Annotated in this window: 26 protein-coding genes; 19 read left to right on the top strand and 7 right to left on the bottom strand. The window is 72.3% G+C overall.

The genetic code is table 11. The features are described 5' to 3' along the window. The first annotated feature begins 309 nt into the window (after positions 1–309). The 8 genes from AB0G59_RS27580 to AB0G59_RS27615 all read left to right on the top strand — a co-directional run bounded on the left by AB0G59_RS27580 (position 310) and on the right by AB0G59_RS27615 (position 8,320). Positions 310–861, top strand: coding sequence for a hypothetical protein (locus AB0G59_RS27580; protein ID WP_360916976.1), 552 nt, complete (start codon positions 310–312; stop codon positions 859–861). A 66-nt stretch (positions 862–927) separates the two neighbouring features. Next, on the top strand, positions 928–1,851 hold the full coding sequence (gene mshD / locus AB0G59_RS27585) for a mycothiol synthase (protein ID WP_360916979.1): 924 nt from the start codon (positions 928–930) through the stop codon (positions 1,849–1,851). A gap of 123 nt (positions 1,852–1,974) precedes the next feature. Continuing rightward, a complete protein-coding gene (locus AB0G59_RS27590; RefSeq protein ID WP_360916982.1) occupies positions 1,975–2,439 on the top strand; it encodes a GntR family transcriptional regulator in 465 nt (154 codons plus the stop codon). Then, entirely contained in the window at positions 2,436–3,377 is a 942-nt protein-coding gene (locus tag AB0G59_RS27595; RefSeq protein WP_360916985.1) for an ABC transporter ATP-binding protein, read from the top strand. The genes AB0G59_RS27590 and AB0G59_RS27595 overlap by 4 nt, the downstream gene beginning before the upstream one ends. Further along, positions 3,374–4,375 (top strand): translation initiation factor IF-2, encoded by a 1,002-nt coding sequence (locus AB0G59_RS27600; RefSeq protein ID WP_360916988.1) that lies wholly within the window; start codon positions 3,374–3,376, stop codon positions 4,373–4,375. The genes AB0G59_RS27595 and AB0G59_RS27600 overlap by 4 nt, the downstream gene beginning before the upstream one ends. 189 nt (positions 4,376–4,564) lie before the next feature. Then, complete coding sequence (locus AB0G59_RS27605) at positions 4,565–6,793, top strand: RNA degradosome polyphosphate kinase (RefSeq protein WP_071965900.1); 2,229 nt, start codon at positions 4,565–4,567, stop codon at positions 6,791–6,793. A 103-nt stretch (positions 6,794–6,896) separates the two neighbouring features. Further along, the gene (locus AB0G59_RS27610; protein ID WP_360917045.1) at positions 6,897–7,907 is read left to right on the top strand and encodes a CHAD domain-containing protein; all 1,011 of its coding nucleotides are present in this window, start codon (positions 6,897–6,899) and stop codon (positions 7,905–7,907) included. After that, the gene (locus tag AB0G59_RS27615) at positions 7,904–8,320 is read left to right on the top strand and encodes an NUDIX hydrolase (protein ID WP_360916992.1); all 417 of its coding nucleotides are present in this window, start codon (positions 7,904–7,906) and stop codon (positions 8,318–8,320) included. The genes AB0G59_RS27610 and AB0G59_RS27615 overlap by 4 nt, the downstream gene beginning before the upstream one ends. Before the next feature lie 54 nt (positions 8,321–8,374). Here the strand turns inward: AB0G59_RS27615 and AB0G59_RS27620 are convergent, their stop codons facing one another. Both AB0G59_RS27620 and AB0G59_RS27625 read right to left on the bottom strand, forming a co-directional pair. Then, complete coding sequence (locus AB0G59_RS27620) at positions 8,375–9,181, bottom strand: class I SAM-dependent methyltransferase (RefSeq protein WP_360916995.1); 807 nt, start codon at positions 9,179–9,181, stop codon at positions 8,375–8,377. Positions 9,182–9,192: 11 nt separating this feature from the next. After that, positions 9,193–9,882, bottom strand: a complete 690-nt coding sequence (locus AB0G59_RS27625; protein WP_360916998.1) for an FCD domain-containing protein — start codon at positions 9,880–9,882, stop codon at positions 9,193–9,195. Between the two features lie 63 nt (positions 9,883–9,945). Here AB0G59_RS27625 and AB0G59_RS27630 point away from each other — a divergent pair, with 63 nt between their 5' ends. The 3 genes from AB0G59_RS27630 to AB0G59_RS27640 all read left to right on the top strand — a co-directional run bounded on the left by AB0G59_RS27630 (position 9,946) and on the right by AB0G59_RS27640 (position 13,119). Continuing rightward, positions 9,946–11,151, top strand: coding sequence for an MFS transporter (locus tag AB0G59_RS27630; RefSeq protein WP_360917001.1), 1,206 nt, complete (start codon positions 9,946–9,948; stop codon positions 11,149–11,151). Positions 11,152–11,279: 128 nt separating this feature from the next. Beyond that, positions 11,280–12,641, top strand: a complete 1,362-nt coding sequence (gene mshA / locus AB0G59_RS27635) for a D-inositol-3-phosphate glycosyltransferase (protein ID WP_360917004.1) — start codon at positions 11,280–11,282, stop codon at positions 12,639–12,641. Further along, complete coding sequence (locus AB0G59_RS27640; protein ID WP_360917006.1) at positions 12,634–13,119, top strand: YbjN domain-containing protein; 486 nt, start codon at positions 12,634–12,636, stop codon at positions 13,117–13,119. The genes mshA and AB0G59_RS27640 overlap by 8 nt, the downstream gene beginning before the upstream one ends. Positions 13,120–13,135: 16 nt before the next feature. Here the strand turns inward: AB0G59_RS27640 and AB0G59_RS27645 are convergent, their stop codons facing one another. Beyond that, complete coding sequence (locus AB0G59_RS27645; protein WP_360917008.1) at positions 13,136–14,410, bottom strand: MFS transporter; 1,275 nt, start codon at positions 14,408–14,410, stop codon at positions 13,136–13,138. Positions 14,411–14,547: 137 nt separating this feature from the next. Here AB0G59_RS27645 and AB0G59_RS27650 point away from each other — a divergent pair, with 137 nt between their 5' ends. Further along, the gene (locus tag AB0G59_RS27650; RefSeq protein ID WP_360917012.1) at positions 14,548–15,309 is read left to right on the top strand and encodes a phosphoglyceromutase; all 762 of its coding nucleotides are present in this window, start codon (positions 14,548–14,550) and stop codon (positions 15,307–15,309) included. 319 nt (positions 15,310–15,628) lie between these two features. On the opposite strand, the gene phoU is transcribed toward AB0G59_RS27650, so the two are convergent. Continuing rightward, positions 15,629–16,318: a phosphate signaling complex protein PhoU gene (phoU, locus tag AB0G59_RS27655; RefSeq protein WP_360917015.1), complete on the bottom strand. Its 690-nt coding sequence runs from the start codon at positions 16,316–16,318 to the stop codon at positions 15,629–15,631. 204 nt (positions 16,319–16,522) lie between these two features. Here phoU and AB0G59_RS27660 point away from each other — a divergent pair, with 204 nt between their 5' ends. Next, a complete protein-coding gene (locus AB0G59_RS27660) occupies positions 16,523–17,839 on the top strand; it encodes an ATP-binding protein (protein WP_360917018.1) in 1,317 nt (438 codons plus the stop codon). 79 nt (positions 17,840–17,918) lie between these two features. Beyond that, a complete protein-coding gene (locus AB0G59_RS27665; RefSeq protein ID WP_071965810.1) occupies positions 17,919–18,599 on the top strand; it encodes a response regulator transcription factor in 681 nt (226 codons plus the stop codon). Positions 18,600–18,684: 85 nt separating this feature from the next. On the opposite strand, the gene AB0G59_RS27670 is transcribed toward AB0G59_RS27665, so the two are convergent. Beyond that, positions 18,685–19,416: a DUF461 domain-containing protein gene (locus AB0G59_RS27670; RefSeq protein ID WP_360917021.1), complete on the bottom strand. Its 732-nt coding sequence runs from the start codon at positions 19,414–19,416 to the stop codon at positions 18,685–18,687. 613 nt (positions 19,417–20,029) lie between these two features. On the opposite strand from AB0G59_RS27670, the gene AB0G59_RS27675 reads away from it, so the two are divergent. The 4 genes from AB0G59_RS27675 (at position 20,030) to AB0G59_RS27690 (ending at position 22,605) form a co-directional block, all read left to right on the top strand. Continuing rightward, on the top strand, positions 20,030–20,512 hold the full coding sequence (locus AB0G59_RS27675) for a CarD family transcriptional regulator (RefSeq protein ID WP_003953493.1): 483 nt from the start codon (positions 20,030–20,032) through the stop codon (positions 20,510–20,512). A gap of 310 nt (positions 20,513–20,822) precedes the next feature. Next, positions 20,823–21,620 carry a 2-C-methyl-D-erythritol 4-phosphate cytidylyltransferase gene (gene ispD, locus AB0G59_RS27680; protein ID WP_360917024.1) on the top strand — a complete coding sequence of 266 codons (798 nt, stop codon included), beginning with the start codon at positions 20,823–20,825 and terminating at the stop codon, positions 21,618–21,620. Beyond that, the gene (gene ispF / locus AB0G59_RS27685; protein WP_071964887.1) at positions 21,610–22,113 is read left to right on the top strand and encodes a 2-C-methyl-D-erythritol 2,4-cyclodiphosphate synthase; all 504 of its coding nucleotides are present in this window, start codon (positions 21,610–21,612) and stop codon (positions 22,111–22,113) included. The genes ispD and ispF overlap by 11 nt, the downstream gene beginning before the upstream one ends. Positions 22,114–22,197: 84 nt before the next feature. Then, entirely contained in the window at positions 22,198–22,605 is a 408-nt protein-coding gene (locus tag AB0G59_RS27690; protein ID WP_360917027.1) for a PPOX class F420-dependent oxidoreductase, read from the top strand. A gap of 9 nt (positions 22,606–22,614) precedes the next feature. On the opposite strand, the gene AB0G59_RS27695 is transcribed toward AB0G59_RS27690, so the two are convergent. Both AB0G59_RS27695 and AB0G59_RS27700 read right to left on the bottom strand, forming a co-directional pair. Continuing rightward, on the bottom strand, positions 22,615–23,853 hold the full coding sequence (locus AB0G59_RS27695) for an acyltransferase (RefSeq protein WP_360917030.1): 1,239 nt from the start codon (positions 23,851–23,853) through the stop codon (positions 22,615–22,617). Between the two features lie 124 nt (positions 23,854–23,977). Next, positions 23,978–25,141: an acyltransferase gene (locus tag AB0G59_RS27700; protein WP_360917033.1), complete on the bottom strand. Its 1,164-nt coding sequence runs from the start codon at positions 25,139–25,141 to the stop codon at positions 23,978–23,980. A gap of 231 nt (positions 25,142–25,372) precedes the next feature. Between AB0G59_RS27700 and cysS the strand changes: the two genes are divergently transcribed. Then, positions 25,373–26,416 (top strand): cysteine--tRNA ligase (cysS, locus tag AB0G59_RS27705; protein WP_360917036.1); only part of this gene is annotated, 1,044 nt, incomplete at its 3' end.

The raw sequence follows: 26,416 nt of genomic DNA on the forward strand, positions 1-26,416 counted from the left end.
GGTGCTTGGGGGTTTATCGGTCGGGCGCAGCATACGGTCGACGCGCGTAGCCCGGCAGGTGGGTCAAGGTGACGAATTGGTACCGCTCGGCCGTACGGCACGCGTCGTCGGCAACGAAAGGATCACGCCACTTGACGGGAAAGTGGCGGCTGTGGCCTATTGAGGGCGAACTTACTAAGGCAAGGCTTTCCTTCCTCCCTGGGGGCGGGGGCCTTGCCTGTGGCGTTCGGCCTGTGGGGGGCCGGCCTTGCTCGACCACGCCCCGCCCGCACAGCAGCCCGTATCGCCGCACAGAAGGAACCCCCGCACGTGACCGTCCCGGCCGCCGCCTCCACCTCCCCTGCCCCCGTGGTCAGCAGATCCGTGCTGGTCGCCGTCGCGGCGGCGGGCGTGTGCGCGGTCTGGGCGGCGGCCGTCTGGACGGCCGTCCACCTGCGGGCGGACCCCCTCCTCCACGACGTCGCGCTCTTCGTGCACCTGGCCTGCCTGCTCGTCGGCTTCGGCGCCGTGCTGACCGTCGACTGGCTGGGCCTGCTGTGGCTGCTCGGCAAACGCCCCCTGTCGGAGGTCCTCCGGACGGCCGACGCCGTTCACCTGCCCATCTGGCTGGGCCTGGCCGGGCTCGTGGGCAGCGGCGCCCTGCTCCACCCCGCCCCCGGCTCCCCGCTCACGCAGGTCAAGCTCGGCCTCGTCCTCCTGGTCGCCCTCAACGGCATCCACGCCTGGACCCTCCAACCCCGCCTGACCGGCGCCGGCCCCGTTTCCCGGGGCGTGCTCGTCCGCTCGGCCGTCACCGTCCTCGTCTCCCAGGTGGGTTGGTGGGGCGCCACGGCCATCGGCTTCCTGAACAGCAGACGCTGAACGGCGGGTGCCGACCGGTAGGCGCCCGAGCCCGACGAGGCCACCCCCGGGTCGTAGGCTCGCACCATGAGCGACGTGGTGAGTGACGTGAGCGGACAGCGGCGGATCGCGGTGCTGGAGGAACTGGCGCCGGAACAGGTGCGCGACGTACTGCGGCTGATCGGGGAGGCCGCGGCCGTGGACGGTCAGCCGGCCGTCTCGGAGCAGGGGCGTCTGCAGCTCAAGGGGCGGCGCGAGGGCGTGCGGCACGTCCTGCTGAGCGACGCGGACAAGGTGCTGGTGGGCTACGGCCAACTGGAGGACAGCGACCCGGTGGAGGCCCCGGCGGGGGAGCTCGTGGTCCACCCCGACCACCGGGGGCGCGGGCACGGGCGGGCGCTGGGTGTCGCCCTGTTGACCGAATCCGGCAAGCGGCTGCGCGTGTGGGCGCACGGCGGCCACCCCGCCGCCCGGCACCTGGCCCAGGTGCTGGGGCTGAGCCTGTTCCGCGAACTGCGGCAGATGCGGCGCACGCTGCACGACCTGGACCTGCCCGATCCCGTACTGCCCGAGGGCGTGACGGTCCGCACGTTCCGTTCCGGCGAGGACGACGCGGCCTGGCTCGCGGTGAACGCGGCGGCCTTCGCGCACCACCCCGAGCAGGGCTCGCTGACCCAGCGCGACCTGGACGACCGCAAGGCCGAGGCCTGGTTCGACCCGAAGGGCTTCTTCCTGGCCGAGCGGGCAGGGGAGATCATCGGCTTCCACTGGACGAAGATCCACGCCGACGAGGGCCTCGGCGAGGTGTACGTGCTGGGCGTACGGCCCGGGGCGCAGGGCGGCGGCCTGGGCAAGGCGCTGACCGCGGTGGGGCTGCGGCACCTCGCGGCGCAGGCCCTGCCGACGGCGATGCTCTACGTGGACGCGGACAACCTGCCGGCCGTGGCGGTGTACGAGCGGCTCGGGTTCGCCACGCACGAGACGGACCTGATGTACCGGACCGAGAGCTGACGCCTATTCGGTAGATCTCCAGGAGATCCCCAGTGGATCTCCTCGTCCTGCCCCTCGTCGGTTGACAGCGTCAAGATCGCCTCATCACCCTTTCACTATTCAATTAGTGGAAGGGTGAGGTGCGTGGTCGAGTTCCGCATCGACCGGCGCAGTGGTGTCGCCACCTATCTGCAGATCGTCCGGCAGGTCGAACAGGCCCTGCGGCTCGGTCTGCTCGGGCCCGGCGACAAGCTGCCCACGGCCAAAGAGGTCGTCGCGGCCACCGCCATCAATCCCAACACCGTCCTGAAGGCCTACCGCGAGCTCGACCGCGCGGGCCTGGTCGAGGCGCGCCCCGGACTGGGGACGTTCGTACGGCGCTCGCTGGCGCGGCCCGGAGCCGCCGCCGATTCGCCGCTGCGCGCCGAACTGGCCGACTGGATGGACCGGGCCCGCGCCGCCGGACTCGACCGGGAGGACGTGGCCGCGCTGGTCGCCTCCCTCCTCGACGAGATCCGCTTCGACGACCGCGATGACCACCGCGATGACCACCGCGGTGGGGATCCGGCGGCCCGGGAACGGCACCGCACGAGCGAGGGGACCGCATGACCGACCTGACCTATCTCCCCGACCGGACCGCCCTGGAGGCCGTCGGCCTGGGGGTGAAGCACCGGCGCGGCTGGGCGCTGCGCGACTGCTCGTTCCGGCTGCCCGCCGGGCGGGTCTGCGCGCTCGTGGGGCCCAACGGCGCGGGCAAGTCCACCCTGCTGGCGCTGGCCGCCGGACTGCGCCGGCCCACCCGGGGCCGGCTGGGCGTCCTCGGCGGCGCGCCGGGCGACCCGGGCGTGCGCCCCCGCGTGGCCTACCTCGCCCAGGACAGGCCGCTGTACCCGAACCTCACCGTGGCCGACACCCTGCGGATGGGCCGCGAGCTCAACCCCGGCCGCTGGGACCAGGCCGCCGCGGAGCGGCTCGTACGCAGCGGAAACCTTTCGACGTCCGCACGCGTCGGCTCCCTCTCCGGCGGTCAGCGCACCCGCGTGGCGCTCGCCCTCGCCTTCGGTAAGCGGCCCGAACTGCTGCTGCTGGACGAGCCGATGGGCGACCTCGACCGCCTCGTGCGCCACGAGACGGCGGCCGCCCTGATGGCCGAGGCGGCCGAGCACTCCACGACCGTCGTCATGGCCTCCCACGTCCTGGCCGAGCTCGACGGCGTCTGCGACTACCTCCTGCTGATAGCCGACGGCCGGGTGCGCCTCGCGGGCGAGGTCGAGGACCTCCTTTCCGCGCACCGCCTGGTCATGGGCCGGTACGAGGACGCCGGCACGCCACGGGAGTTCGCGCCCCACACCATCGTCGAGGCGCGCACCACCGGACGCCAGCTCACCGCCCTCATACGGCCCGACGGCCCGGTACGGGGCCACTGGGAGACCGCCGAGCCGTCCCTGGAGGAACTGGTCCTCGCCCACCTCCGCGCGTCCGGCGCCCCCGCGCTCGTCGCGCCCAGCGCCGAGCCGCGCGAGGGCTCCCCGAAGGCGGCGGCATGACGACCACGACGGTGACCGAAGCACGGGAGGCACGACGCGGCTTCAGGCCGCGCGGCATGATCTGGCTGGTGCTGCGCCAGCACCGCGTCACGGCGTGGGCCGCGCTGGGGCTGCTGACCGCCTTCCTCGCGGCGCTGGTGGTGCTGCGCTCCGAGATGACCGACTACGTCCGCGCGCACGACCTGAAGGACGCGTGCACGCTGACTGCGGACTGCAGGCCCTCGGAGAAGACCCTCGACTTCTTCCGCGACAACCTCGCCGATCCGCTGCACTACGGCGGCATCGTCATCGAGTTCCTGCCGATGGTCGTCGCGGCGTTCGTCGCGGGGCCCCTGATCGCGCGCGAGCTGGAGAGCGGGACGTACAAGCTGGCGTGGACGCAGTCCGTCTCGCCGGGGCGCTGGCTCGCGGTGAAGCTCGCCGTACCGGGCGCGGCGGTGCTGGCCGGCGTCTCGCTGCTGGCGGCCGTCTACACCTGGACGTGGCGGCAGCTGCCCGTGCGGATGGCGCCGGGACAGTGGTGGTTCCGGTCGTACGAGATGATCGGGCCCGTTCCCGTCGCGCAGTGCCTGCTCGGGGTGGCCGTCGGAGCCGTGGCCGGCCTGCTGCTGCGGCGCACGGTGGCGGCCATGGTCGTGGCCTCGCTGGCCACCTCCCTGGTGGCGGGGGTGGTGCTGGAACCCCTGCGGCAGAAGCTGACCGGCCCGGTCACGGAGCTGTCCAGGGAGATGCCGGGGCTGATCGGCGACGCCGACGACTGGATCGTCGAGCGCGGCATGATCGGCCGGAGCGGCGGGCGCATCCCCGAGCCGGACTGCGGGGTGGGCGTCAGCCCCGACGAGTGCGTGGCGCGGCACGACGCCACCGGCTGGTACCTGGACTACCACCCCGCCTCCCACCTGTGGCCGATGCAGTGGCTGGAGACCGGTATCGCCGTGGCCCTGGCCGTACTGGTGGGCGCCCTCGCCTTCCGGCTGGTGCGGCGGCAGTGCCCGTGAGCGGGCCCCGGCGCTCTTGATGGGGGCGACCCCCGGGCGTCACGTGCGCGTTACCCGCGATTCAACCTCGGTTGCGAGCCTTGCCCAATGCAGCCCGCCGCGCCCCGAGCAACCGATCGAAGGCTACGCGCCGCCCCCGCGTCCCGTTCCGACGCGCCCGTACCGCCCCCGGCGCGGAACAATGGAGGCATGAGCCAGTCGTCCGGCGCCAGCGCCCAGGCACGCGACACCTCCGATTCGGTGGGGTTCATCGCAGCCCACCGGCCGAAGGCGGCTGTCGTGGCGGGCGTACCCGACCTGACCGAGGGCCTGGGCGCCTACGACGGCGAGATCGCCGTGGACGGGGAGGCGCTGCCGGAGGGGCGCTTCCTGGACCGCGAGCGCAGCTGGCTGGCGTTCAACGAGCGGGTGCTGGAGCTGGCCGAGGACCCGGCCACGCCCCTGCTCGAACGAGCGAACTTCCTGGCGATCTTCGCCAGCAACCTCGACGAGTTCTTCATGGTCCGCGTCGCCGGCCTCAAGCGCCGCATCGCCACCGGCGTCGCCACCCGCTCCGCCTCCGGGCTCCAGCCCCGCGAGGTCCTGGAGCTGATCTGGACCCGCTCCCGCGAGCTCATGGCCCGGCACGCGGCCTGCTACCAGCAGGACGTCGCCCCCGAGCTCGCCGAGGAGGGCATCCACCTGATCCGCTGGCCGGAGCTCACGGAGAAGGAGCAGGGGCGGCTCTTCACCCTCTTCCGGCAGCAGATCTTCCCCGTGCTGACGCCGCTGGCCGTCGACCCCGCGCACCCCTTCCCGTACATCTCCGGGCTCTCCCTCAACCTCGCCGTCGTCGTGCGCAACCCCGTCAGCGGCCACGACCACTTCGCGCGCGTGAAGGTGCCGCCGCTGCTGCCGCGCTTCCTGGAGGCGTCCCCGCAGCGCTACGTCCCGCTGGAGGACGTCATCGCGGCCCACCTGGAGGAGCTGTTCCCCGGCATGGAGGTGCTCGCGCACCACATGTTCCGGGTGACGCGCAACGAGGACCTGGAGGTCGAGGAGGACGACGCGGAGAACCTGCTCCAGGCGCTGGAGAAGGAGCTCATGCGGCGCCGCTTCGGCCCGCCGGTGCGGCTGGAGGTCGAGGAGACCATCGACCCGTACGTCCTGGACCTGCTCGTGCGCGAGCTGAAGATCTCCGACGCCGAGGTCTACCCGCTGCCCGGCCCGCTCGACCTCACCGCCCTCTTCGCCATCGGGGCGCTGGACCGGCCGGAGCTGAAGTACCCAAAATTCGTGGCGGGGACCCATCGTGATCTCGCCGAGGTCGAGTCGGCCTCCGCCCCCGACGTCTTCGCGGCGCTGCGGGAGCGGGACGTCCTGCTGCACCACCCGTACGACTCGTTCTCCACCTCCGTGCAGGCCTTCCTGGAGCAGGCCGCCGCCGACCCGGACGTCCTGGCGATCAAGCAGACGCTGTACCGCACCTCCGGCGACTCCCCGATCGTGGACGCGCTCATCGACGCGGCCGAGTCCGGCAAGCAGGTGCTCGTCCTCGTCGAGATCAAGGCGCGCTTCGACGAACAGGCCAACATCAAGTGGGCCCGCAAGCTCGAGGAGGCCGGCTGCCACGTCGTCTACGGGCTGGTGGGCCTCAAGACGCACTGCAAGCTGTCGCTGGTGGTGCGGCAGGAGGGCGAGACGCTGCGCCGCTACGCGCACGTGGGCACCGGCAACTACCACCCCAAGACGGCGCGCCTGTACGAGGACTTCGGGCTGCTGACCGCCGACCCGCAGGTGGGCGCCGACCTCTCCGACCTGTTCAACCGGCTCTCCGGCTACTCGCGGCGCGAGAGCTACCGGCGGCTGCTGGTCGCCCCCAGATCGCTGCGCGACGGGCTGATCTCGCGCATCGCCAAGGAGGCCGCGCACCACCGGGCGGGCCGTCCCGCCTCCATCCGCATCAAGGTCAACTCGATGGTCGACGAGGCCGTCATCGACGCCCTGTACCGCGCGGCGCAGGCCGGGGTGCCGGTGGACATATGGGTGCGCGGCATCTGTGCGCTGCGCCCCGGCGTGGTGGGCCTGTCGGAGAACATCCGCGTGCGCAGCGTCCTCGGGCGGTTCCTGGAGCACTCGCGGGTCTTCGCGTTCGGCAACGGCGGCGAGCCCGAAGTGTGGCTCGGCAGCGCCGACATGATGCACCGCAACCTCGACCGGCGAATAGAGGCGCTGGTGCGCGTCACCGATCCCGGGCACCGGGCCTCGCTCAGCAGGCTGCTGGAGCTCGGGGTGTCCGACCGCACCGCGTCCTGGCACCTCGGCCCGGACGGCAATTGGACGCGGCAGGCCACGGACGCCGAGGGGCAGCCGCTGCGGAACGTGCAGGAGATGCTCATAGACGCCCGGAGGCGCCGGCGTGGCTCAGCGACCCCATGACCCTCCGGTTACGGTCACCGCGCCCGGGGGGCAGGAAACGATGACGACGAAACGGTCCGGGGCGCCCGCGGTGGCGGGCCCGCACGCCCCGGAGGGCGGCGCCATGACGGCGGCGAACGTCCTCGCCGGCTATCTGCAGGCCCATGCCACGGAGTTCCTGCGGAGCCTGCGGCTGCACGCGGAGAGCGGCTCCGACGCCGAGGACGCGGGCGAGGCGGTCCGGCTGCTGCGGCGCTCGGCGCGCCGGATCGCCGGGGCGCTGCACGTGTACCGGCCGCTGACGGATACCGCGTGGACGGATCCGTTGCGCGGCGAACTGGTGTGGCTGACCGATGTGCTGGGGCGCGAGTACGCGTACGCCGCCCGCCTGGCGCGGTTGCGGGGGGCGCTGCACCGGCTGTCGGGGGCGGACGGCGTGGAGCCCGCGCCGGGTGCGGCCGCCGGGGGAGGGCTGACGGTCGGTGCGGCGCGGGCCGGTGCGCTGCTGGACCGGCAGCTGACCCTGGCCCGTACGCGCGCGCACTCGGCGGCGCTGCAGGCCCTGGGCACCTCGCGCTTCCACGCGGTGGCGGACGCGGTCGCCGTGCTGGCCTCCGAGGTGCCGCTGGACCCCGCCGCGCACGACCTGCTGGCCCGGGAGGCGCTGCCCTGCCTGGCGGAGCAGACGCACCGGCGGCTGATGGACGCGGTGGACGCCCTGCCGCTGTCGGTGGCGGGGCTGCCGTACAACGCCGAGGCGCTGGCCTGCGGCCTCGCCGCGACGCCGGCCGCCGACGCCCCGCCCGCGGAGGGGCGGCAGGACGCTCCCTGGCACCACGTGCGCCGGCTGGTGCGGCTGCGGCGGTACGCGCAGGAGGTGCTCGACGAGCAGCACCAGGACGAGGTGGAGCCCTCGCTGTCGGTGCGGCTGCTGGGCGCGGGCCAGGCCCTGGACCGGCACCGTGAGGCCGCCGAGGCGGCGGCCGCCGCCGCTGCCGCCGCCCGTACGCCCCGCATCGCCCCGGCCACGGCCTACGCGCTCGGGGTGCTGCACGCCGACCAGCGCCACGAGGTGGAGGCGGCGCGCTACGCCTTCGGGCGGATCTGGCAGCGGCTGACGGTGGCGACGCCGTGAACGGCGCCGGGACGGGGACCGTGCTGGCGGCGGGGTGCGTGCTGTGGCGCAGGTGCGGGCGGGTCGAGATAGCGCTCGTCCACCGACCGAAATACGACGACTGGTCGCTGCCGAAGGGCAAGCTCAAGCGCGGCGAGAGCGCGAGGGCGGGGGCGGTGCGCGAGGTGCTGGAGGAGACGGGGATGCGCTGCGTGCTGGGTGAGGCGCTGCCGACCGCCCGCTATGTGGTGGAGGGGCGCCCCAAGGAGGTCCACTACTGGGTGGCCGAGGCGCTCGGGGGCTCCTTCGAGCCCAGCCGTGAGGTGGACCGCATCCTGTGGCTGCCGCCTGCGGAGGCGCGGGTGTGGCTCACGCATGACCGGGACCGGCCGCTGGTGGATGCGTTTCTGAAATCCAGCCCGTCCGGCGTTTGAGGACCGGGGTCCGGGGCGGAGCCCCGGTTACGGGAAGGGGCGGGTAGGGGAAACTCAGCCGTTCGGGGCCAGGGCCGACCAGGCCAGCGTCAGTTCGCCCTGCCGCCAGCGCCCCGGCCCGTCCGTCACCGGCCAGTCCGCCCGCAGCGCGGCCGCCGTGCGGATCCAGCGCTGACGGGCACTGAGCGCACCGTAGGGCGCGAACGCCGCCCACGCCCGGTCGAAGTCCCGCAGGAACGCGTGCACCGGCTCCCCCGGCACGTTCCGGTGGATGAGCGCCTTCGGAAGGCGCTCGGCGAGGTCGGACGGCGTGCCCAGCGAGCCCAGCCGGGCCGCGAACGTGATCGTGCGCGGGCCCTCCGGGCCGAGCGCGACCCAGACGTGGCGGCGGCCGATCTCGTCGCACGTGCCCTCGACGAGCAGCCCGTCCGGGGCGAGCCGGCCGCACAGCCGGTCCCAGACCTCCTCGACCTGGCCCTCGTCGTACTGCCGCAGGACGTTCGCGGCCCGGATCAGCAGCGGGCGGCGGCCCCCCGGCAGCGGCACCTCGAAGCCGCCGTGCGCGAAGGACAGGCCCTGGCGTTCGTACGGTCGGGCAGCCAGGACCCGCGCCGGGTCGATCTCGATGCCCACGACCTGCGCGTCGGCCCGTACCGTCCGCAGCCGCTCCAGCAACTCGACGGCCGTCCACGGCGCCGCGCCGTAGCCGAGGTCCACGGCGACCGGGTCCGCGCTGCGCCGCAGGGCGCCCGCGTGGGCGGCGGCGATCCAGCGGTCCATGCGGCGCAGCCGGTTGGGGTTGGTGGTGCCGCGCGTCGCCGAACCGATCGGGCGGTGGGGCGGGGTGGTACGGGCGGCCATGGGCATAGAGCCTAAGCCCGCCCGCGGGCGTCCCACTCCCGCGTGTCGGCGACGTTGGCCCCAGCCTGCCGGCCGGCCTGCGCCGGGTCGCGCTCGCGCAGGGCGGCCAGCAGCGTCTCGTGGCCCACCGGGTCCGCGCCCTGGAACCCGGGCGTCGACCAGGTGCCGGCCATGGCCGAGCGCAGGGGGCCGGCGAGGTCGCGGTAGAGCTCGGCCAGCAGGGGGTTGCCGGAGGCGTCGGCGACGCCGGCGTGGAAGTCCCAGTCGGCGGCGACCCACGCCTCGAAGTCCCCGGCCCGCCAGGCCGCCGCCCGCCGCTCCAGGCACGCCGCGAGCGCGTCGAGCGCCGCGTCGTCGGCCCGCACCGCGGCCAGGCGCGCGGCCTGCGCGTCCAGCGCCTCGCGCACCTCGAGCAGCTGGCCGAGGCCGCTGCCGCCGTAGAGGCGGCTCACCGCGCCGGACAGCTCGCTGGTCGCGTGGACGTACGTGCCGTCGCCGCGCCGCACCTCCAGGAGGCCGGTGTGGGCGAGCGCGCGCACCGCCTCGCGCAGCGTGCCGCGCGCCACGCCCAGCTGGCGCATCAGCTCCGGCTCGGGCGGGATGCGGGTGCCCACGGGCCACTCGCCGGAGGCGATACGGGCCCGGATCCGGTCGATGACCTCGTCGGACAGCGCGGGACGGCGCACCGGTTCCAGAGTCATGCCGACACCGTACCCGCCCGATCGGCATGGACATCAAACGTCAGACGTCTTACGTTTGATGTCATGACCGACACTGCCACGACGCCCGCAGCCACCGTGCCCACCACCCGCACCAGGGCGGGCCTGCTCACCGCGTTCGCCGTGGTCCTCGTCGCCCTCAACCTGCGCCTGGGCATCAGCAGCGCCTCGGCCCTGCTCGACGCCCTGCGCGTCTCGCCCGGCCTCCCGGCCACCGGCGCCGCGCTGCTGACCGCCCTGCCCACCCTCTGCTTCGCCGCCGCCGGCGCCGGCACGGGAGCCCTCGCTCGGCGGTTCGGCGCCGAACGGACCGTCCTGCTGGCGCTCCTCGCGCTGACCGCCGGGCTCGCCGTGCGGGCCGTGCCGCACACGGGGGCGCTGCTCGCCGGCACGGTGCTCGGCATGTCCGGGCTCGCCCTGTGCAACGTCCTGCTGCCCACGCTCGTACGGACCCACTTCCCCCACCGCACCGGCCTGCTCACCGGCCTCTACACCACCGCCCTGGCCCTGGGCGCGGCCCTGACCTCCGCCGTGGCCGTTCCGGTGGCCGACGCGGTGGGCTCGCCCTCGCTCGGGCTCGCCGTCTGGGCCCTGCCCGCGCTCGTGGCGACGGCGGTGTGGGCGGGCGTACGCGCCCCCTCGCGCGCCCCAGGCGCCCCCGGGCCCGCCGAGCGGATCCCGCTGCGGTCCGTGGCCCGCACCCGGACGGGCGTCCTGGTCACCGCCTACTTCGGGCTCCAGGCCCTCAACGCCTACGCCGTCGTCGGCTGGCTGCCCTCGCTCCTGTCCGGCCAGGGCATGTCGGAGTCCGGCGCGGGCGCCGTGCTGGCGCTCACCCAGGCCGTGGGCATCCCCATGTCGTTCGTGATGCTGGCCTCGACCAAGGGGGCGGGGAGCCCGGACCGGCTGCGCGGCGCGTTCGTCGCCGTGTCGCTGGCGATGCTCGCGGGGTTCGGCGGACTGCTGGTGGCTCCCGTGGCGCTGGCCTGGGTATGGGCGGTGCTGGTGGGGCTGGGGCTGTGCTCGTTCCCGCTGGTGCTCGCCGTGATCGCACAGAGCGGCGGCAGCCCGGCGGAGACCACCGCCCTGTCCACGCTGGCGCAGTCGGCCGGCTACCTCCTGGCCGCGCTCGGCCCCCTGGCCGTCGGCCTCCTGCACGGCGCCACCGGCGGCTGGGCCGCCCCCATGACCGCGCTCCTGGTCACGGCCGGCGCGCAGCTCGCCGTCGGAGCCGCGCTGACCAGGCGCTAAGGCCGGAAAAGAGGGCTGGGTCACTGTTTGGCAAAGTGGGAAGGGGAGCCCGCCTCCGCGTTGTTCACACTGGTTGACAGGTGGTGAGTGCCCCCAGGGACGGACCCTCGGCAGACGGAGGACATACGGTGAGCCAGTACGCATCCAGGCTCGGCGCCCGCCGCGGCCGGACGCTCGGCACGTTCCCCAAGCCCCAGCTGCGCCGCCTCGGCACCGCCCGCCGCCCCCGCCGGGTGGCGATGCTGAGCGTGCACACCTCCCCCCTGCACCAGCCCGGCACGGGCGACGCGGGCGGCATGAACGTCTACATCGTCGAGCTCGCCAAGCGACTGGCCGACATCAACATCGAGGTCGAGATCTTCACCCGCGCCACCACCGGCGCCCTCCCGCCCACCGTCGAGCTGGCCCCCGGCGTGCTCGTCCGGCACATCGACGCCGGCCCCTACGAGGGCCTGGCCAAGGAGGAGCTGCCGGCGCAGCTGTGCGCCTTCACGCACGGCGTGATGCAGGCGTGGGCCGGCCACCGGCCCGGCCACTACGACCTCGTCCACTCCCACTACTGGCTCTCCGGGCACGTCGGCTGGCTCGCCGCCGAACGCTGGGGGGTGCCGCTGGTCCACGCCATGCACACCATGGCCAAGGTCAAGAACGCCGCCCTCGCCGCCGGCGACACACCCGAGCCCGCCGCCCGCGTGATCGGCGAGACGCAGATCGTCCGGGCCGCCGACCGGCTCATCGCCAACACCGACGGCGAGGCGCAGGAGCTGGTCCACCACTACGAGGCCGACCCCGCCAAGGTCGCCGTCGTCCACCCGGGCGTCAACCTCGACCGCTTCCGGCCCGCCGACGGCCGGGCCGCGGCCCGCGAACGCCTGGGCCTGCCGGCCGACGCCCTTGTCCCGCTGTTCGCCGGCCGCATCCAGCCCCTCAAGGCCCCCGACATCCTCCTGCGCGCCGTCGCCGAGCTCCTGGACCAGCAGCCCGCCCTGCGCTCGCGCATCGTCGTGCCGGTCGTCGGCGGCCCCAGCGGCAGCGGCATGGCCAAGCCCGAGGGCTTGCAGAAGCTGGCCGCCCGCCTGGGCATCGCCGACGTCGTCCGCTTCCGCCCGCCGGTCGGCCAGGACCAGCTCGCCGACTGGTACCGGGCCGCGTCGGTGCTGGTCATGCCGTCCTACAGCGAGTCCTTCGGCCTGGTGGCCATCGAGGCGCAGGCCTGCGGCACGCCCGTCGTCGCGGCGTCCGTCGGCGGCCTGCCCGTGGCCGTGCGCGACGAGGTCAGCGGCTTCCTGATAGACGGTCACGACCCGGCCGGCTACGCCGCGGCGCTGGGCCGCTTCGCGCAGGATCCGCAGCTCGCGGACCGCATGGGCGCGGCCGCCGCCCGGCACGCCCAGTCCTTCGGCTGGGGCGCGGCCGCCGCCGCGACCGCCGAGGTGTACACCGCGGCGATCGGCGAGCGCCGCCGTCGCCTACGCTCGGCACATGTCTGACGCGAAGACCACCGTCGAGCAGACGCTCGACGAGGCGGGCCTCGAATGGGAGAGCCCGTCCGACGGCACGTACGTCGTGAAGCTCCCCGGCACGCGCAAGCTGTCGACCACCGTCTCCCTGGTCGTCGGCAACCACTCCCTGTCGGTCAACGCCTTCGTCGTACGGTGCCCCGACGAGAACCACGAGGCGGTGCACCGCTGGCTGCTGGAGCGCAACACCAAGCTCTACGGCCTGGCCTACGCCGTCGACCGGCTCGGCGACGTCTACCTCGTGGGCCGGCTGCCGCTGGCCGCCGTGACGCCGCAGGAGATCGACCGGATCCTCGGCACGGTGCTGGAGCACGCGGACGGCAGCTTCAACACGCTGCTGGAGATGGGCTTCGCGAGCGCCATCCGCAAGGAGTACGCGTGGCGCACCTCGCGCGGCGAATCGACGCGCAACCTCGACGCGTTCACGCGCCTGACGCGCGAGGAGTGACCGGAGCCCCGTTCCCTCACGCCGCCGCCGGCTCCGTCTCCTTGGGGGCCGGCTCCGGGGCCACCGCCCCCTCGGCGGCATCCGTCGGAAGCCCCCGCATCAGCAGCCAGTACCCCGCCGCCGCCACGGTCCCCACCACCGCGCAGATCCCCCACAGCACGTCCGCCCCGAAGCGGTCGATCACCGCTCCGCCCACCAGCGGGGCCACCAGCGCGGCCACGGACCACGACATGGTGTACATCCCCTGGTACCGGCCACGGCCGTGGGACGGCGACAGGCGCACCACGAGCCCCATCTGGGTGGGGGAGTTGACGACCTCGGCCAGGGTCCAGACGACGACGGTCAGCATGTAGACGCCGATCGACCCGGCGAACGCGGTGAGCCCGAAGCCGTAGCCCGCGAGCAGCGCGGAGATCGTCAGCAGCGCCCGCGGGTCGCGGCGCTCGAGGAGACGGGTGACGGGGATCTGCACGGCCACGATCAGCACGCCGTTGACCGCGATGACGGTGCCGTAGTCGCCCGGCGAGAAGCCGTCGGCGCCCATGGCCACCGGCAGGGCCACCGAGTGCTGCATGAAGATGAAGGCCATCAGGAAGGACAGGCCGACGACGGCCATGAAGCGCCGGTCGTGCAGCACGGTCCACAGGCTGACGGCGGGCTCGCCCCCGGCCCCGGCACCCGCCGCGTCCGTCGGCTCCGGCCGGGACTCGGGCAGCTTCCAGAAGACCAGCAGGGCGCAGACGAGGGTCAGTACGCCCTCGCCGAGGAAGCCGATCAGGTAGCTGTGCTCGGCGATCAGACCGGCCGCGAGCGAGGAGAAGGCGAAGCCGACGTTGATCGCCCAGTAGTTGAGGGCGAAGGCGCGGACGCGGTCCTCGGCGGGCACGATGTCGGCCATCATCGCCTGCACGGCCGGCCGCGAGGCGTTGGCGGCCATGCCCGCGACGAACGCGACGGCGGCGATGGTCGCGGGCTGCTGCATGAAGCCCAGGAGCGCCACCGAGAGGGCGGTCGAGACCTGGGCGATCAGCAGCGTGGGCCGCCGCCCGAACCGGTCGGCCATGACGCCGGCACCGAGGGAGGAGATCACTCCGCCGAGCCCGTGCAGGGCCGCGACCAGACCCGCGTAGGAGGCGGAGTAGCCGCGGTCGAGGGTGAGGTAGAGGGCCAGAAATGTGGCGACGAAGGAACCCAGCCGGTTGATCAGCGTCGACGTCCACAGCCACCAGAACTCCCGTGGCAGCCCCGAGACGCTCTGCCTCGCGGCTGTGCGGATGCTGGCGATCGACATGCGTTGTCCCCCGTGCGTAAGTCCCCAACCTGTGATTCGCAACTTACTTGGCTGATCTTGTGCATGCCAATCAATTGACGGTCGCCGTCAAACGTCCCGGGCGCGAGCCGCTCGGGCGGTCGATTACGCTCATGGGCATGGCCGACGCACCGTACAAGCTGATCCTCCTCCGCCACGGCGAGAGCGAATGGAACGCGAAGAACCTGTTCACCGGCTGGGTGGACGTCAACCTCAACGAGAAGGGCGAGAAGGAGGCAGTCCGCGGCGGTGAGCTGCTCAAGGACGCCGGCCTGCTCCCCGACGTGGTCCACACCTCCCTGCAGAAGCGCGCGATCCGCACCGCGCAGCTCGCACTGGAGTCCGCCGACCGCCACTGGATCCCGGTCCACCGCTCCTGGCGGCTGAACGAGCGCCACTACGGCGCCCTCCAGGGCAAGGACAAGGCCCAGACCCTCGCGGAGTTCGGCGAGGAGCAGTTCATGCTCTGGCGCCGCTCGTACGACACCCCGCCGCCGGCGCTCGAGGACGGCACCGAGTTCTCGCAGAGCGACGACCCGCGCTACGCCTCGATCCCCAGCGAGCTGCGCCCGCGCACCGAGTGCCTCAAGGACGTCGTCGTCCGCATGCTGCCGTACTGGTACGACGGCATCGTCCCGGACCTGCTGGCCGGCCGCACGGTCCTGGTCGCCGCGCACGGCAACTCCCTGCGCGCCCTGGTCAAGCACCTCGACGGCATCTCCGACGCCGACATCGCGGGCCTGAACATCCCCACCGGCATCCCGCTCGCCTACGAGCTCGACGCCGACTTCCGCCCGGTCAAGCCGGGTGGCACCTACCTCGACCCGGAGGCCGCGAAGGCCGCCATCGAGGCCGTGAAGAACCAGGGCAAGAAGAAGTAGCCCCACTCACGTGCACAGAAAGTCGGCCCCCGTCCGGTAGCTACCGGACGGGGGCCGACTTTTCTGCGTGTGAGTGACATGCGGGACGTGTCAGCTGCAACTGCCGCCGCATTGGCAGGAGCCGCCGCTCTGGCAGCCGCACGAGCACCCGGGACCACACTGACAGCCGCTCATTCGGTTTCCTCCTAGAAGGGTGTCTGCCTTCCCACCCAGTCAAGAACCGCCCGGGCCGACCGTCAATGCCCCTCGCGTACGTATGTACGGGCGCATGGAGGCGCATTGGAGCATTCGGGACGCAGGACGCTGCGGGGCGCCGGTGCTACGGAGCCTCCGGCGTGCCCTGCCGCCCCTCCGACTGGGTCAGCTCGTCCGCGTGCTCGCCCGTCACCAGGTAGACCACGCGCTTGGCCACCGAGACCGCGTGGTCGGCGAAGCGCTCGTAGTAGCGGCCCAGCAGCGTCACGTCGACGGCCGTCTCGATGCCGTGCTGCCAGCGGTCGTCCATCAGGTGCTGGAACAGTGCCCGGTGCAGCAGGTCCATCGCGTCGTCGTCCTGCTCCAGCTGCAGCGCGAGGTCCACGTCCTTGGTGATGATCACCTCGGCGGCCTTCGCCATCAGCCGCTGCGCCAGCTGGCCCATCTCCAGGATCGTGGCGTGCAGGTCGCGCGGCACCGCCGTCTCCGGGAAGCGCAGCCGGGCCAGCTTGGCCACGTGCTGGGCGAGGTCGCCGGAGCGCTCCAGGTCGGCGCTCATGCGCAGCGACGTGACGACGATCCGCAGGTCGGTGGCCACCGGCTGCTGCCGGGCCAGCAGGGCGATCGCCCGCGCCTCCAGGTCCCGCTGCAGATCGTCGACCTTGGTGTCCGCAGCGATCACGGACTCCGCCAGCTTGAGGTCCGCGTCCAGGATCGCCGTGGTGGCGCGCCCGATCGCGGAGCCCACGAGCCGGGCCATCTCGACGAGGCCCTCGCCGATCGAATCCAGCTCCTCGTGGTACGCGTCCCGCATTGCCTGACCTTCTCTCGCCTTGAGTACTACCGGTGGCCGGGGGGTCTCCGCCCGTTCACACTGCCACGTTCCGGCCGGAACGCGACGGCCGCCGACCGCCGGAGTGAACCACCACCGACGTCAAGGTGAACTCTCGGCAACGTATGTTCGAGACGGCCCCCATTTGGCTGTGGCCGTGTCGGCGCCCCCGCATAACCTGGACTCATGAACGTGGACGCGGCCGTCGCCGCAGCAGCAGCGATCGCCGGAGTGTGCACCGGCGTGATCGCCATGCTGGCGTTCCGCTGGAGCGAGCGCGACCAGGCCCGGCCCACCCGCAGCTCCCTGCACACCGACGCCGTGCTGCCGCCCGGCGTGGACACCGTCCTGTCGGTGCTGCGCTCCTCCGCCGTCGTCCTCGACGAGGCCGACGCCGTCGTCAAGGCCAGCTCGGCCGCGTACGCCCTCGGGCTCGTGCGCGGCGGCAAGCTCGCCGTCGAGCCCATGCTGCAGATGGCCCGCGACACCCGCCGCGACGGCGAGATACGCCAGGTCGAGCTCGACCTGCCCCGGCGCGGCACCGGCCGCGGCGACGCCCTCGCGGTCTCGGCCCGGGTCGCCCCGCTCGGCTCCCGGCTCGTGCTGCTGCTGGTGGAGGACCTCACCGAGGCCCGCCGCATCGAGGCCGTCCGCCGCGACTTCGTCGCCAACGTCAGCCATGAGCTCAAGACGCCGGTCGGCGCCCTGTCCCTGCTCTCCGAGGCCGTCATGGACGCCTCCCAGGACCCCGAGGCGGTCACCCGCTTCGCAGGCCGGATGCAGATCGAGGCGACCCGGCTGACCAACCTGGTGCAGGAGCTCATCGACCTGTCCCGGGTGCAGAACGACGACCCGCTGGAGGACGCCGAGCCGGTGCCCGTCGGCGAGCTCGTCGCCGAGGCCATCGACCGCTGCCGCCACCAGGCCGGCACCAAACAGATCACCATGGCCGCCGGCGGCACCGCCGACCTGCACGTCTGGGGCAACCGCGGCCAGCTCGCGGCCGCCCTCGGCAACCTCGTCGAGAACGCCGTCAACTACAGCCCCGCCCGTACGCGCGTCGGCATCGCGGCCCGCCGCGTCTCCGCACCCGGCGGCGACCTCATCGAGCTGGCCGTCACCGACCAGGGCATCGGCATCTCCGAGAAGGACCGCGAGCGCGTCTTCGAGCGCTTCTACCGCGTCGACCCCGCGCGCTCCCGCGCCACCGGCGGTACGGGCCTGGGCCTGTCCATCGTCAAGCACGTGGTCGCCTCGCACGGCGGCGAGGTCAGCGTCTGGAGCGCCGAGGGCCAGGGCTCCACCTTCACCCTGCGGCTGCCCGAGGCCGGTGCCGTCCGCGACCGCGAGCGCGACCTGCGCGAACGCAACCGCCCGCTGCTCGGACCCGGCGACCCCGGGGCCGACGAGGGCGAGGGCGAACTCGACGACGAGGCGTACGCCGCCCCCGCACTCCCCGACAACCCCGCTCCCGCCGGGCCGTCCCGGCGGGCCCTCCCGTGACCCTCGTCGCCGTGGACGAGACCGCCGCCTATATCCCCACCGCGCTGTGTACCCCAAAGACCCGACCGGAGGTCATCCCGTGACCCGAGTGCTCGTCGTCGAGGACGAAGAATCCTTCAGCGACGCGTTGTCCTACATGCTCCGCAAGGAAGGCTTCGAGGTCGCCATCGCGACCACCGGGCCCGACGGGCTGGACGAGTTCGAACGCAACGGCGCCGACCTGGTCCTGCTCGACCTCATGCTGCCGGGCCTGCCCGGCACCGAGGTCTGCCGGCAGCTGCGCGGCCGCTCCAACGTGCCCGTGATCATGGTGACGGCCAAGGACAGCGAGATCGACAAGGTCGTCGGGCTCGAAATAGGAGCCGACGACTACGTCACCAAGCCCTTCTCGTCCCGGGAGCTGGTGGCCCGCATCCGCGCCGTCCTGCGCCGCCGCGGCGAGCCGGAGGAGGTCACCCCGGCCGCGCTGGAGGCCGGCCCCGTCCGCATGGACGTCGACCGGCACGTCGTCACCGTCTCCGGCGGCAAGGTCGACCTGCCCCTGAAGGAGTTCGACCTCCTGGAGATGCTGCTGCGCAACGCCGGGCGCGTGCTGACCCGCATGCAGCTGATCGACCGCGTCTGGGGCGCCGACTACGTGGGCGACACCAAGACGCTGGACGTCCACGTCAAGCGCCTGCGCGCCAAGATCGAGCCGGACCCGGGCGCGCCGCGCTACCTGGTCACGGTCCGCGGCCTCGGATACAAGTTCGAGCCGTAGGCCGCGGCGCGCGAGCCGCGGCCCGTGCCGCGGCCCATATGCGGAGGGGCCCGGAAGCCGAAGCTTCCGGGCCCCTCGCCCGTTCTCAGTGACCGGCGGTGTGCTGGCCGCCGGCCGGCTGCGACGGCTGGCCCGCGGCGGGCGTGGCCGGGTTGGCGGCGCCGTTCTGGCCGTTCTGCTGGCCGTTCGGGGCCGGCTGGCCGGTCTGGCCGTTCTGCTGGCCCCCGTCCGCGCCGGACGGGCTCGTGGCGCCGTTGCCGGGCTTGGCGGGCTTGCCACCCGGCTTGCTCTGGGCCGGCATCTCCTCCGGGCCCCACTCCTTGAAGTAGCTCGTCGCGGGCACGACGAACGCGGAGATCTTCACGTCGCCCGTGGAGCTGAGGTTGAAGACCAGCGGCTGCGACTCGCCGTCCTTGAGCCCCTCACGGCCCTTGGGCAGCACGGCGGACGCGTTGTCCTTGCCGCCCAGCAGCACCGAACCGCCCGCCGGCACCACGATCTCGCCGGACTTGCCCTTGGCGGGCGTGAGCTTCACGTCCACGTTCTTGCCGGGCAGCTTGACCGAGCGGAGCGTCTGGTCCTTGCGGCCGTTGTTGAAGATCTGGCCGGTGATCACCGCGGGACCGGTGGCGTCCTGCTTCGGCTGGGTGATCACGTTGATGTTCTGGAGCTTCACGTCGCCGACCGAGGTGGCGGCGTTGTCCGGCTTGACCTCCAGCGTCTGCGCGCTGTTGCCCGCCGCGCAGGCGGTGAGCGAGGCGATCGAGAGCACGAGGGCGGAAGCGGCGAGAGCGCCGCGTCGAAGGCTGCTGCTCACGGCGGCGGCATCTCCTTGACGAAGTACGAGTACGAGGTACGCACGAGATAAGGGTCTGTGTCAGCGGGCTTAGGTTACCGAGCCGTCGTGCGGCCGCCGCACCCGACCCGCCCCCATGGTCAACTCGCTCCTCCGGCGGCGGCGCGGCCGAATATGAACCACCGGTCGATCTTGCACCCCGGGGAAGGCCCCGGAAGCCGTCGCGTCGGATTATCGGCGCGGAATGCGGAGGCGGATGAGGAACGGGGCGGGAAGAGGAAGGGAAGGGGCGGGGAAGGAGTTCCGGAATTGATCAAGTCGGGCTTGATCAATTCGGGATTACCCGTGGGGAAGACGGGCGGGCCCCGAACGGAGTACCGGAAGTCCGCCGACCGGACCCCGGCAAAACGGGACGTTCAGCCGCTCGCGGGGCCTGTCCGACACGTGTAACGTGTGGCTTTCGCCTTGCCCGGACAACCGCTCCGACCTGCGAATACCCGCTTCCGGAAGGCTCCCGCAGCACGTTCCGGTTGCTGTTGTCAAGCCCCGAGATATGCCCTGACCTGCGGAAACGCCATTCAGAACATGCTCTGCCCGTGTTAGACTGGATAGCCACGGAAGGGGTACCTGTCACATGACGTTCAAGGTTGGCGACACCGTGGTCTATCCCCATCACGGGGCCGCGCTGATCGAGGCCATCGAAACTCGCCAGATCAAAGGCGTGGACAAGACCTACTTGGTGCTGAAGGTCGCCCAGGGTGACCTGACGGTTCGGGTGCCGGCGGACAATGCAGAGTTCGTCGGTGTTCGCGATGTGGTCGGCCAGGACGGGCTTGACCGGGTCTTCGAGGTGCTGCGCGCACCGTATGCGGAAGAGCCGACGAACTGGTCCCGTCGCTACAAGGCAAATCTCGAGAAGCTCGCGTCGGGCGACGTGATCAAGGTCGCCGAGGTCGTTCGCGACCTGTGGCGCCGCGAGCGTGAGCGCGGTCTTTCCGCAGGTGAGAAGCGCATGCTCGCCAAGGCGCGGCAGATCCTGGTGAGCGAGCTGGCCCTCGCGGAGAACACCAACGAGGACAAGGCCGAGGCCCTGCTCGACGAGGTTCTCGCGTCCTGACGCACCCAGGTGTCGGTTGTCCGGCCGGGACGGGGACGTCTTCGGCCGCCGGAGGCCGGACACAACCGGACGTATAGAAGTGCCGCGGTGCCCGCGCGATGACGTCAGTCATCCGCCGGGCGCTGCGGCATCTCTGCTCTGGCATCTCTAGCTCTGTACGTACCTGTCGTCCGTATCGCCGTACTTGGCGTGCCGGGCCCGGGCAGCCGTCCCGGCCAGTCGTCACGGAAGGGGCTGGTCGGGGCATCGTGCCCGGCACGCTGAGGCCATACCCAATTCGGCCGAGGAAGCAAACCTGAACGCGAACGCAATGTCTGATCGAGCCGCCGCACCGGTCACCCACGTCACCTCGGGGCCCCCTGAGCGCACCGCCGCCGTCATTCCGGCCGCCGGCCGGGGCGTACGGCTCGGGCCGGGCGCCCCCAAGGCGCTGCGCGCCCTCAGCGGCACCCCCATGCTCGTCCACGCGGTCCGGGCCATGACGGCTTCCCGCGCCGTCTCGCTCGTGGTCGTGGTGGCCCCGTCCGACGGCGCCGCCGAGGTCCGCAACCTCCTCGACGAGTACCCGCTCGCCGACCGCGACAGCACCCGCACCGAGGTCGTGGTCGTCCCCGGCGGGCAGACCCGCCAGGAGTCCGTCCGGCTGGGCCTCGCGGCCCTCCCCGACGACATCACCGCCGTCCTCGTCCACGACGCCGCACGCCCGCTGGTGCCCGTCGACACGGTCGACGCCGTCGCCGCGGCCGTACGGGCCGGCGCGCCCGCGGTCGTACCGGCGCTGCCGCTCGCGGACACCGTCAAGCAGGTCGAGCCCCGCACCGGCGAGCGCGCCGGTGAGCCGGAGCCCGTGGTGGGCACGCCGGAGCGCTCGTTGCTGCGCGCCGTCCAGACCCCGCAGGGCTTCGACCGCGCCACGCTCGTCGAGGCGCACGAGAAGGTCGCCCTGGAGGGCGAGGGCGCCACGGACGACGCCGGCATGGTCGAGCGCCTCGGCGTCCAGGTCGTGGTCGTCCCCGGCCATGAAGAGGCCTTCAAGGTCACCCGGCCGCTGGACCTGGTGCTGGCCGAGGCCGTACTCGCCCGCAGGAGGGCCAACGATGGCTTCTGAGACCAACCGCCCGGTGCTGCCCCTGGTGGGCGTCGGCACGGACGTCCACGCCTTCGAGGAGGGCCGCGAGCTGTGGTGCGCGGGCCTGCTCTGGGAGGGCGCGAGCCACGGCCTCGCCGGGCACTCCGACGGCGACGTCGCCGCGCACGCCGCCTGTGACGCGCTGTTCTCGGCGGCCGGCGTCGGCGACCTCGGCGCCCACTTCGGCACGGACCGGCCCGAGTGGTCGGGCGCGGCCGGCGTCACCCTTCTGGCGGAGGCCGCCCGCATCGTGCGCGCCGCCGGCTTCGAGATCGGCAACGTCGCCATTCAGGTGATCGGCGTCCGACCCAAGATCGGCAAGCGTCGCGAGGAGGCCCAGAAGGCCCTCTCCGCGGCCGTCGGCGCCCCGGTCTCCGTCTCGGGCACCACGACCGACGGACTGGGCCTCACGGGCCGCGCGGAGGGCCTCGCGGCCATCGCCACCGCCCTGGTCTACCCCTCCGCCGCTTAAGGCACCGCGCGTCCGCGCACCGTATCCCCGCCGCCGGGAATACGGTGCGCTTGGACGCGATGTCAGCGACGGAAGGACCCGACCGTGCCAGCCGAGCTCTCCGAGGATCTGAAGAAGTACATCGACGACAACCCCGTCTTCGCCACCGTGGCGACCATCCAGCCCGACGGGAGCCCCCAGCTGTCCGTCACATGGATCAAGCGCGACGGTGACGACCTGCTCGTCTCCACGACGCTGGGGCGGCGCAAGGAGAAGAACCTCCGCCACGACCCGCGCGTGACGGTCCTGATCAACCCGCCGAACGCGCCCTACACCTACGCCGAGGTGCGCGGCACCGCCGACATCACCTTCGAGGGCGGCGACGCGCTCATCAACGAGCTCGCACGCAAGTACACGGGCAAGGACTACGCCGACTTCAACCCCGCTGCGGCCGAGGACGCCGAGCGCGTCGTCGTCCGCATCACGGCGCGCAAGGTCGTCGGCTCCCTGTAGGGGTCCGCCTCAGGCGCCGTCGGAGGACTTGGCGGCGCCGACGCGGTCCGGCTCGGGCTGGTCGTACCGGCGGGGTTCTTTCAGCAGCGGCAGGCTGTCGCGCAGCGCGGCGGGCCCCCGGCCGCGGCCGGCACCGGGCGCGACGGACTCGCGGCGCATCTCCTCCATGCCCTTGAGCAGCGCCGTGCGCAGCCGCTTGCCGAGCGGCTGCTCGACACAGCGGTGCATCAGATAGGCGGCCCCCAGCATCACGGCCGTCAGCGCGCCGACGAGCAGCGCGGCCGGCACATGGCTGCGCAGCCCGTAGATGATCGTCATGCCGATGTACTGGTGCAGCAGGTACAGCGGGTAGGTGAGCGCGCCCGCCGTGGCCAGCCAGCGCCACTGCACCCGGTCCAGGGCGCCGTTCGCGATCAGGGCCATCAGCACGAAGGCGAGGACGATGATCAGCGTGGCCGGCCAGGTCGGGACGACCCCGTCGGCGTTGTCCGCGACCCGCTTCGGCACCCCGTGGAGGGCGAGCAGCAGGGACAGGCCCACGATGCCCCACAGCAGCGCCGTGGGTTTGAAACGGTGCATCAGGAAGAAGGCGATGCCGGCGACGAAGTACGGCGAGAACAGCGGCATCGCCCAGATGTCGAGCAACTTGATGTGGGCGGAGGGCGCGATGACGGCCGCCACCGTCCACAGGCCGCAGAACAGCACGCACTTGCGGTAGGTCACGCCGGTCGCCACGACGATCGCGAAGAGCACGTAGAACTTGAGCTCGGCGAACAGCGTCCAGTAGACGCCGTCGACGTCCCAGACGCCCATGCCCTGTTGGAGCATCGTGAGGTTGGTGAGGACGACGTCCCAGTTCTTCACGCTGCGCACCTGCGGCCACAGCGCGACGACACCGGCGGTCAGCAGGACCGCGACCCAGTACGCGGGGTAGATCCGGCAGGCCCGTGACACCACGAAGTCGCCCAGCGAGCGTCCCCACGTGCTCATGCAGATGACGAAGCCGCTGATGAGGAAGAAGACCTCCACGCCCGTCCACCCGTAGCGGGTGACGATCTCCAGGTGGGGGAAGACTTCGTGAGCGGGCCGGCCCCAGCCGCCGCGCAGGGCGGTGTAGTGGAAGGCGACGACCATGAGGGCCGCCAGAAGGCGGAGCCCGTCCAGGACGTACAACCTCGGTCTGGGGGTGGACTGCTGTCGGACGGCTGTCCGGCCGCCATCGAGTTGGCCTCGGCTGGCGAAACGCATGTCGTCCTCTCCGGTTGCCTTGTCGGCTCATCCTATGCGGGGCCGTCGCGCTGGCATGCTGACACAGAATGCGCTCGCGCGGGCCGTGACGGTTGTCTCCTCCGGGTTTTCCCTTCCCTGCCCGCTACCCGGTCCGTACCTCCCTGTCGGCCGTCCGGGCCTGCGCCGTCGCCCGTTGGAGGCCGCGCGACAGCAGCCGGGCCAGCGGGCGCTCCACGTGCCGGTGCACCAGCCAGGCGGCCAGCAGCATGGCCGCCACCAGGGCGGGCAGCAGGACGTAGCGCGGCAGATGGCCGTCGGCCCGGTGGATGACGGCCCAGCCGATGCGCTCGTGGATCAGATAGAGGGGATACGTCAGCACCCCGGCCGTGGACAGCCAGCGCCCTCTCACGCGGTGCGTCCAGCCCAGCGCGATCGCCGCGAGGGCCAGGAAGAACAGGGTGAGCAGCAGCGTCGTCGGCCAGCGCGGGACGTGGTGGCCCATGTAGCCCTCCGCCCGCGCGTGGGCGCCCAGCAGGTCGTGCTGGGCGATGAGCAGACAGCCCACGACGATCAGCCAGAGCACCGGGTCGGGCCGGAAGCGGTACATCAGGTAGAAGGCGATGCCCGCGATGAAGTACCAGCAGTCGTGCGGCATCAGGACCAGGGCGAGCGCGCGGTCGCCGGACGCCTTCGCGACGACCGCGGCGAAGGCCCAGACCGCGCAGAAGCCCACGGCCCGCCGGTACGTCAGCCCCTTGTGGAGGACGAGCGCGAACAGGAGGTAGAAGCGCAGCTCGATCCAGAGGGTCCAGTAGACCCCGTCGACCGGCTCCACTCCCAGGGGGTCCTGCAGCATCGTCAGGTTGACGGCGACGTTCCGCAGGGAGGGCACCGCGTTCACCGGCGACCGCCAGAGGGAGACCACGAGCGTGACGGCCAGCACGGCGAACCAGTAGGCGGGGTAGAGCCGGGTGACGCGTGAGACGGCGAAGTCGCCGACGCTCTTGTCCCAGCAGCTCATGCAGATCACGAAGCCGCTGATCAGAAAGAACAGCTGGACGCCGAGCCAGCCGTAGGCGGCGGGCAGGTGTGCCACGGGGAAGATCGTCCGTGCGGGCCGCGGCCAGGCGCCGCTGTCGAAGGCGACGTAGTGGTAGGTCACGACCATCAGCGCCGCGCACAGCCGCAGCCCGTCCAGCGCCGGCAGCCTGCCGCCCTGCCCGCCGCCCCCGGCCGGACGCGTTCCGGGGGCCGGCGGCGGGCGTCGGTCCGGATGCTCCTGCTGTACCGGCAGAGTGGAGTGCAACGCCCCTCCTGGGTCCGCGGCGGCTGCCGGGAGGTCGGGAAAGCCGAAGTCGAGGTGTGCCCGGGAAGCTACCAGAAGTGATCGTATTTACGGCGCATAAAGCAGATAAGGGGCAAAGCGCGCCGCTTCATGGATGCGGAACGCATACGGAGGGCATCGGTAGGGTTCGCTCCGTTTATTGCAGGCCGGGCTTTGCCCTGGGCACCCCTCGCGGCCCACTACCCTGGTGCCGTGACCATTCGCCTGTACGACACCAGCGCCCGGCAGATCCGCGACTTCTCCCCGCTCGTCCCGGGCTGTGTCTCGATCTACCTGTGTGGCGCGACCGTGCAGGCCGCGCCGCATATCGGGCATATTCGCTCGGGTCTGAACTTCGACATCATGCGTCGCTGGTTCACCTACCGTGGCTTCGATGTGACGTTCGTGCGCAATGTGACCGACATTGACGACAAGATCATCGCGAAGTCGGTCGATCAGGGCCGTCCGTGGTGGTCGATCGGCTACGAGAACGAGTGCGCGTTCAATGCCGCCTATGACGCGCTGGGCTGCTTGCGGCCGACGGTGGAGCCGCGTGCGACCGGCCATGTGCCGGAGATGATCGAGATGATGCGGGGCCTGATCGAGCGCGGCCACGCCTACGCGGTGGACGGCAACGTCTACTTCGACGTGCGTTCGTTCCCCGGTTATCTGGAGCTGTCCAACCAGGAGCTGGACAACCTCCTCCAGCCTTCGGGTGAGGGTGAGACGGGTAAGCGTGACCCCCGTGATTTCGCGATGTGGAAGGCCGCCAAGCCGGGTGAGCCGTCGTGGGAGACGCCGTGGGGCCGTGGGCGGCCGGGCTGGCACCTGGAGTGCTCGGCGATGGCCCACAAGTACCTGGGGGAGGACTTCGACATCCACGGCGGCGGCCTGGACCTGATCTTCCCGCACCATGAGAACGAGATCGCTCAGGCGAAGGCCTTCGGCGACGGTTTCGCCCGGTACTGGGCCCACAACGCGTGGGTGACCATGAGCGGCGAGAAGATGTCGAAGTCCCTGGGCAACTCCGTGCTGGTCTCGGAGATGGTCAAGCACTGGCGGCCGATCGTGCTGCGCTACTACCTGGGCACCCCGCATTACCGGTCGATGATCGAGTACAGCGAGGAAGCGCTGCGCGAGGCGGAGTCGGCGTTCGCGCGGATCGAGGGTTTCATCCAGCGGGTCGTGGAGAAGGCCGGGCCGGTGGAGCCGGCTGTGGAGGTGCCGCCGGCGTTCGCGGAGGCGATGGATGATGAT

The organism is Streptomyces sp. NPDC021096 (assembly GCF_040641275.1).
Taxonomy (GTDB): Bacteria; Actinomycetota; Actinomycetes; order Streptomycetales; family Streptomycetaceae; genus Streptomyces.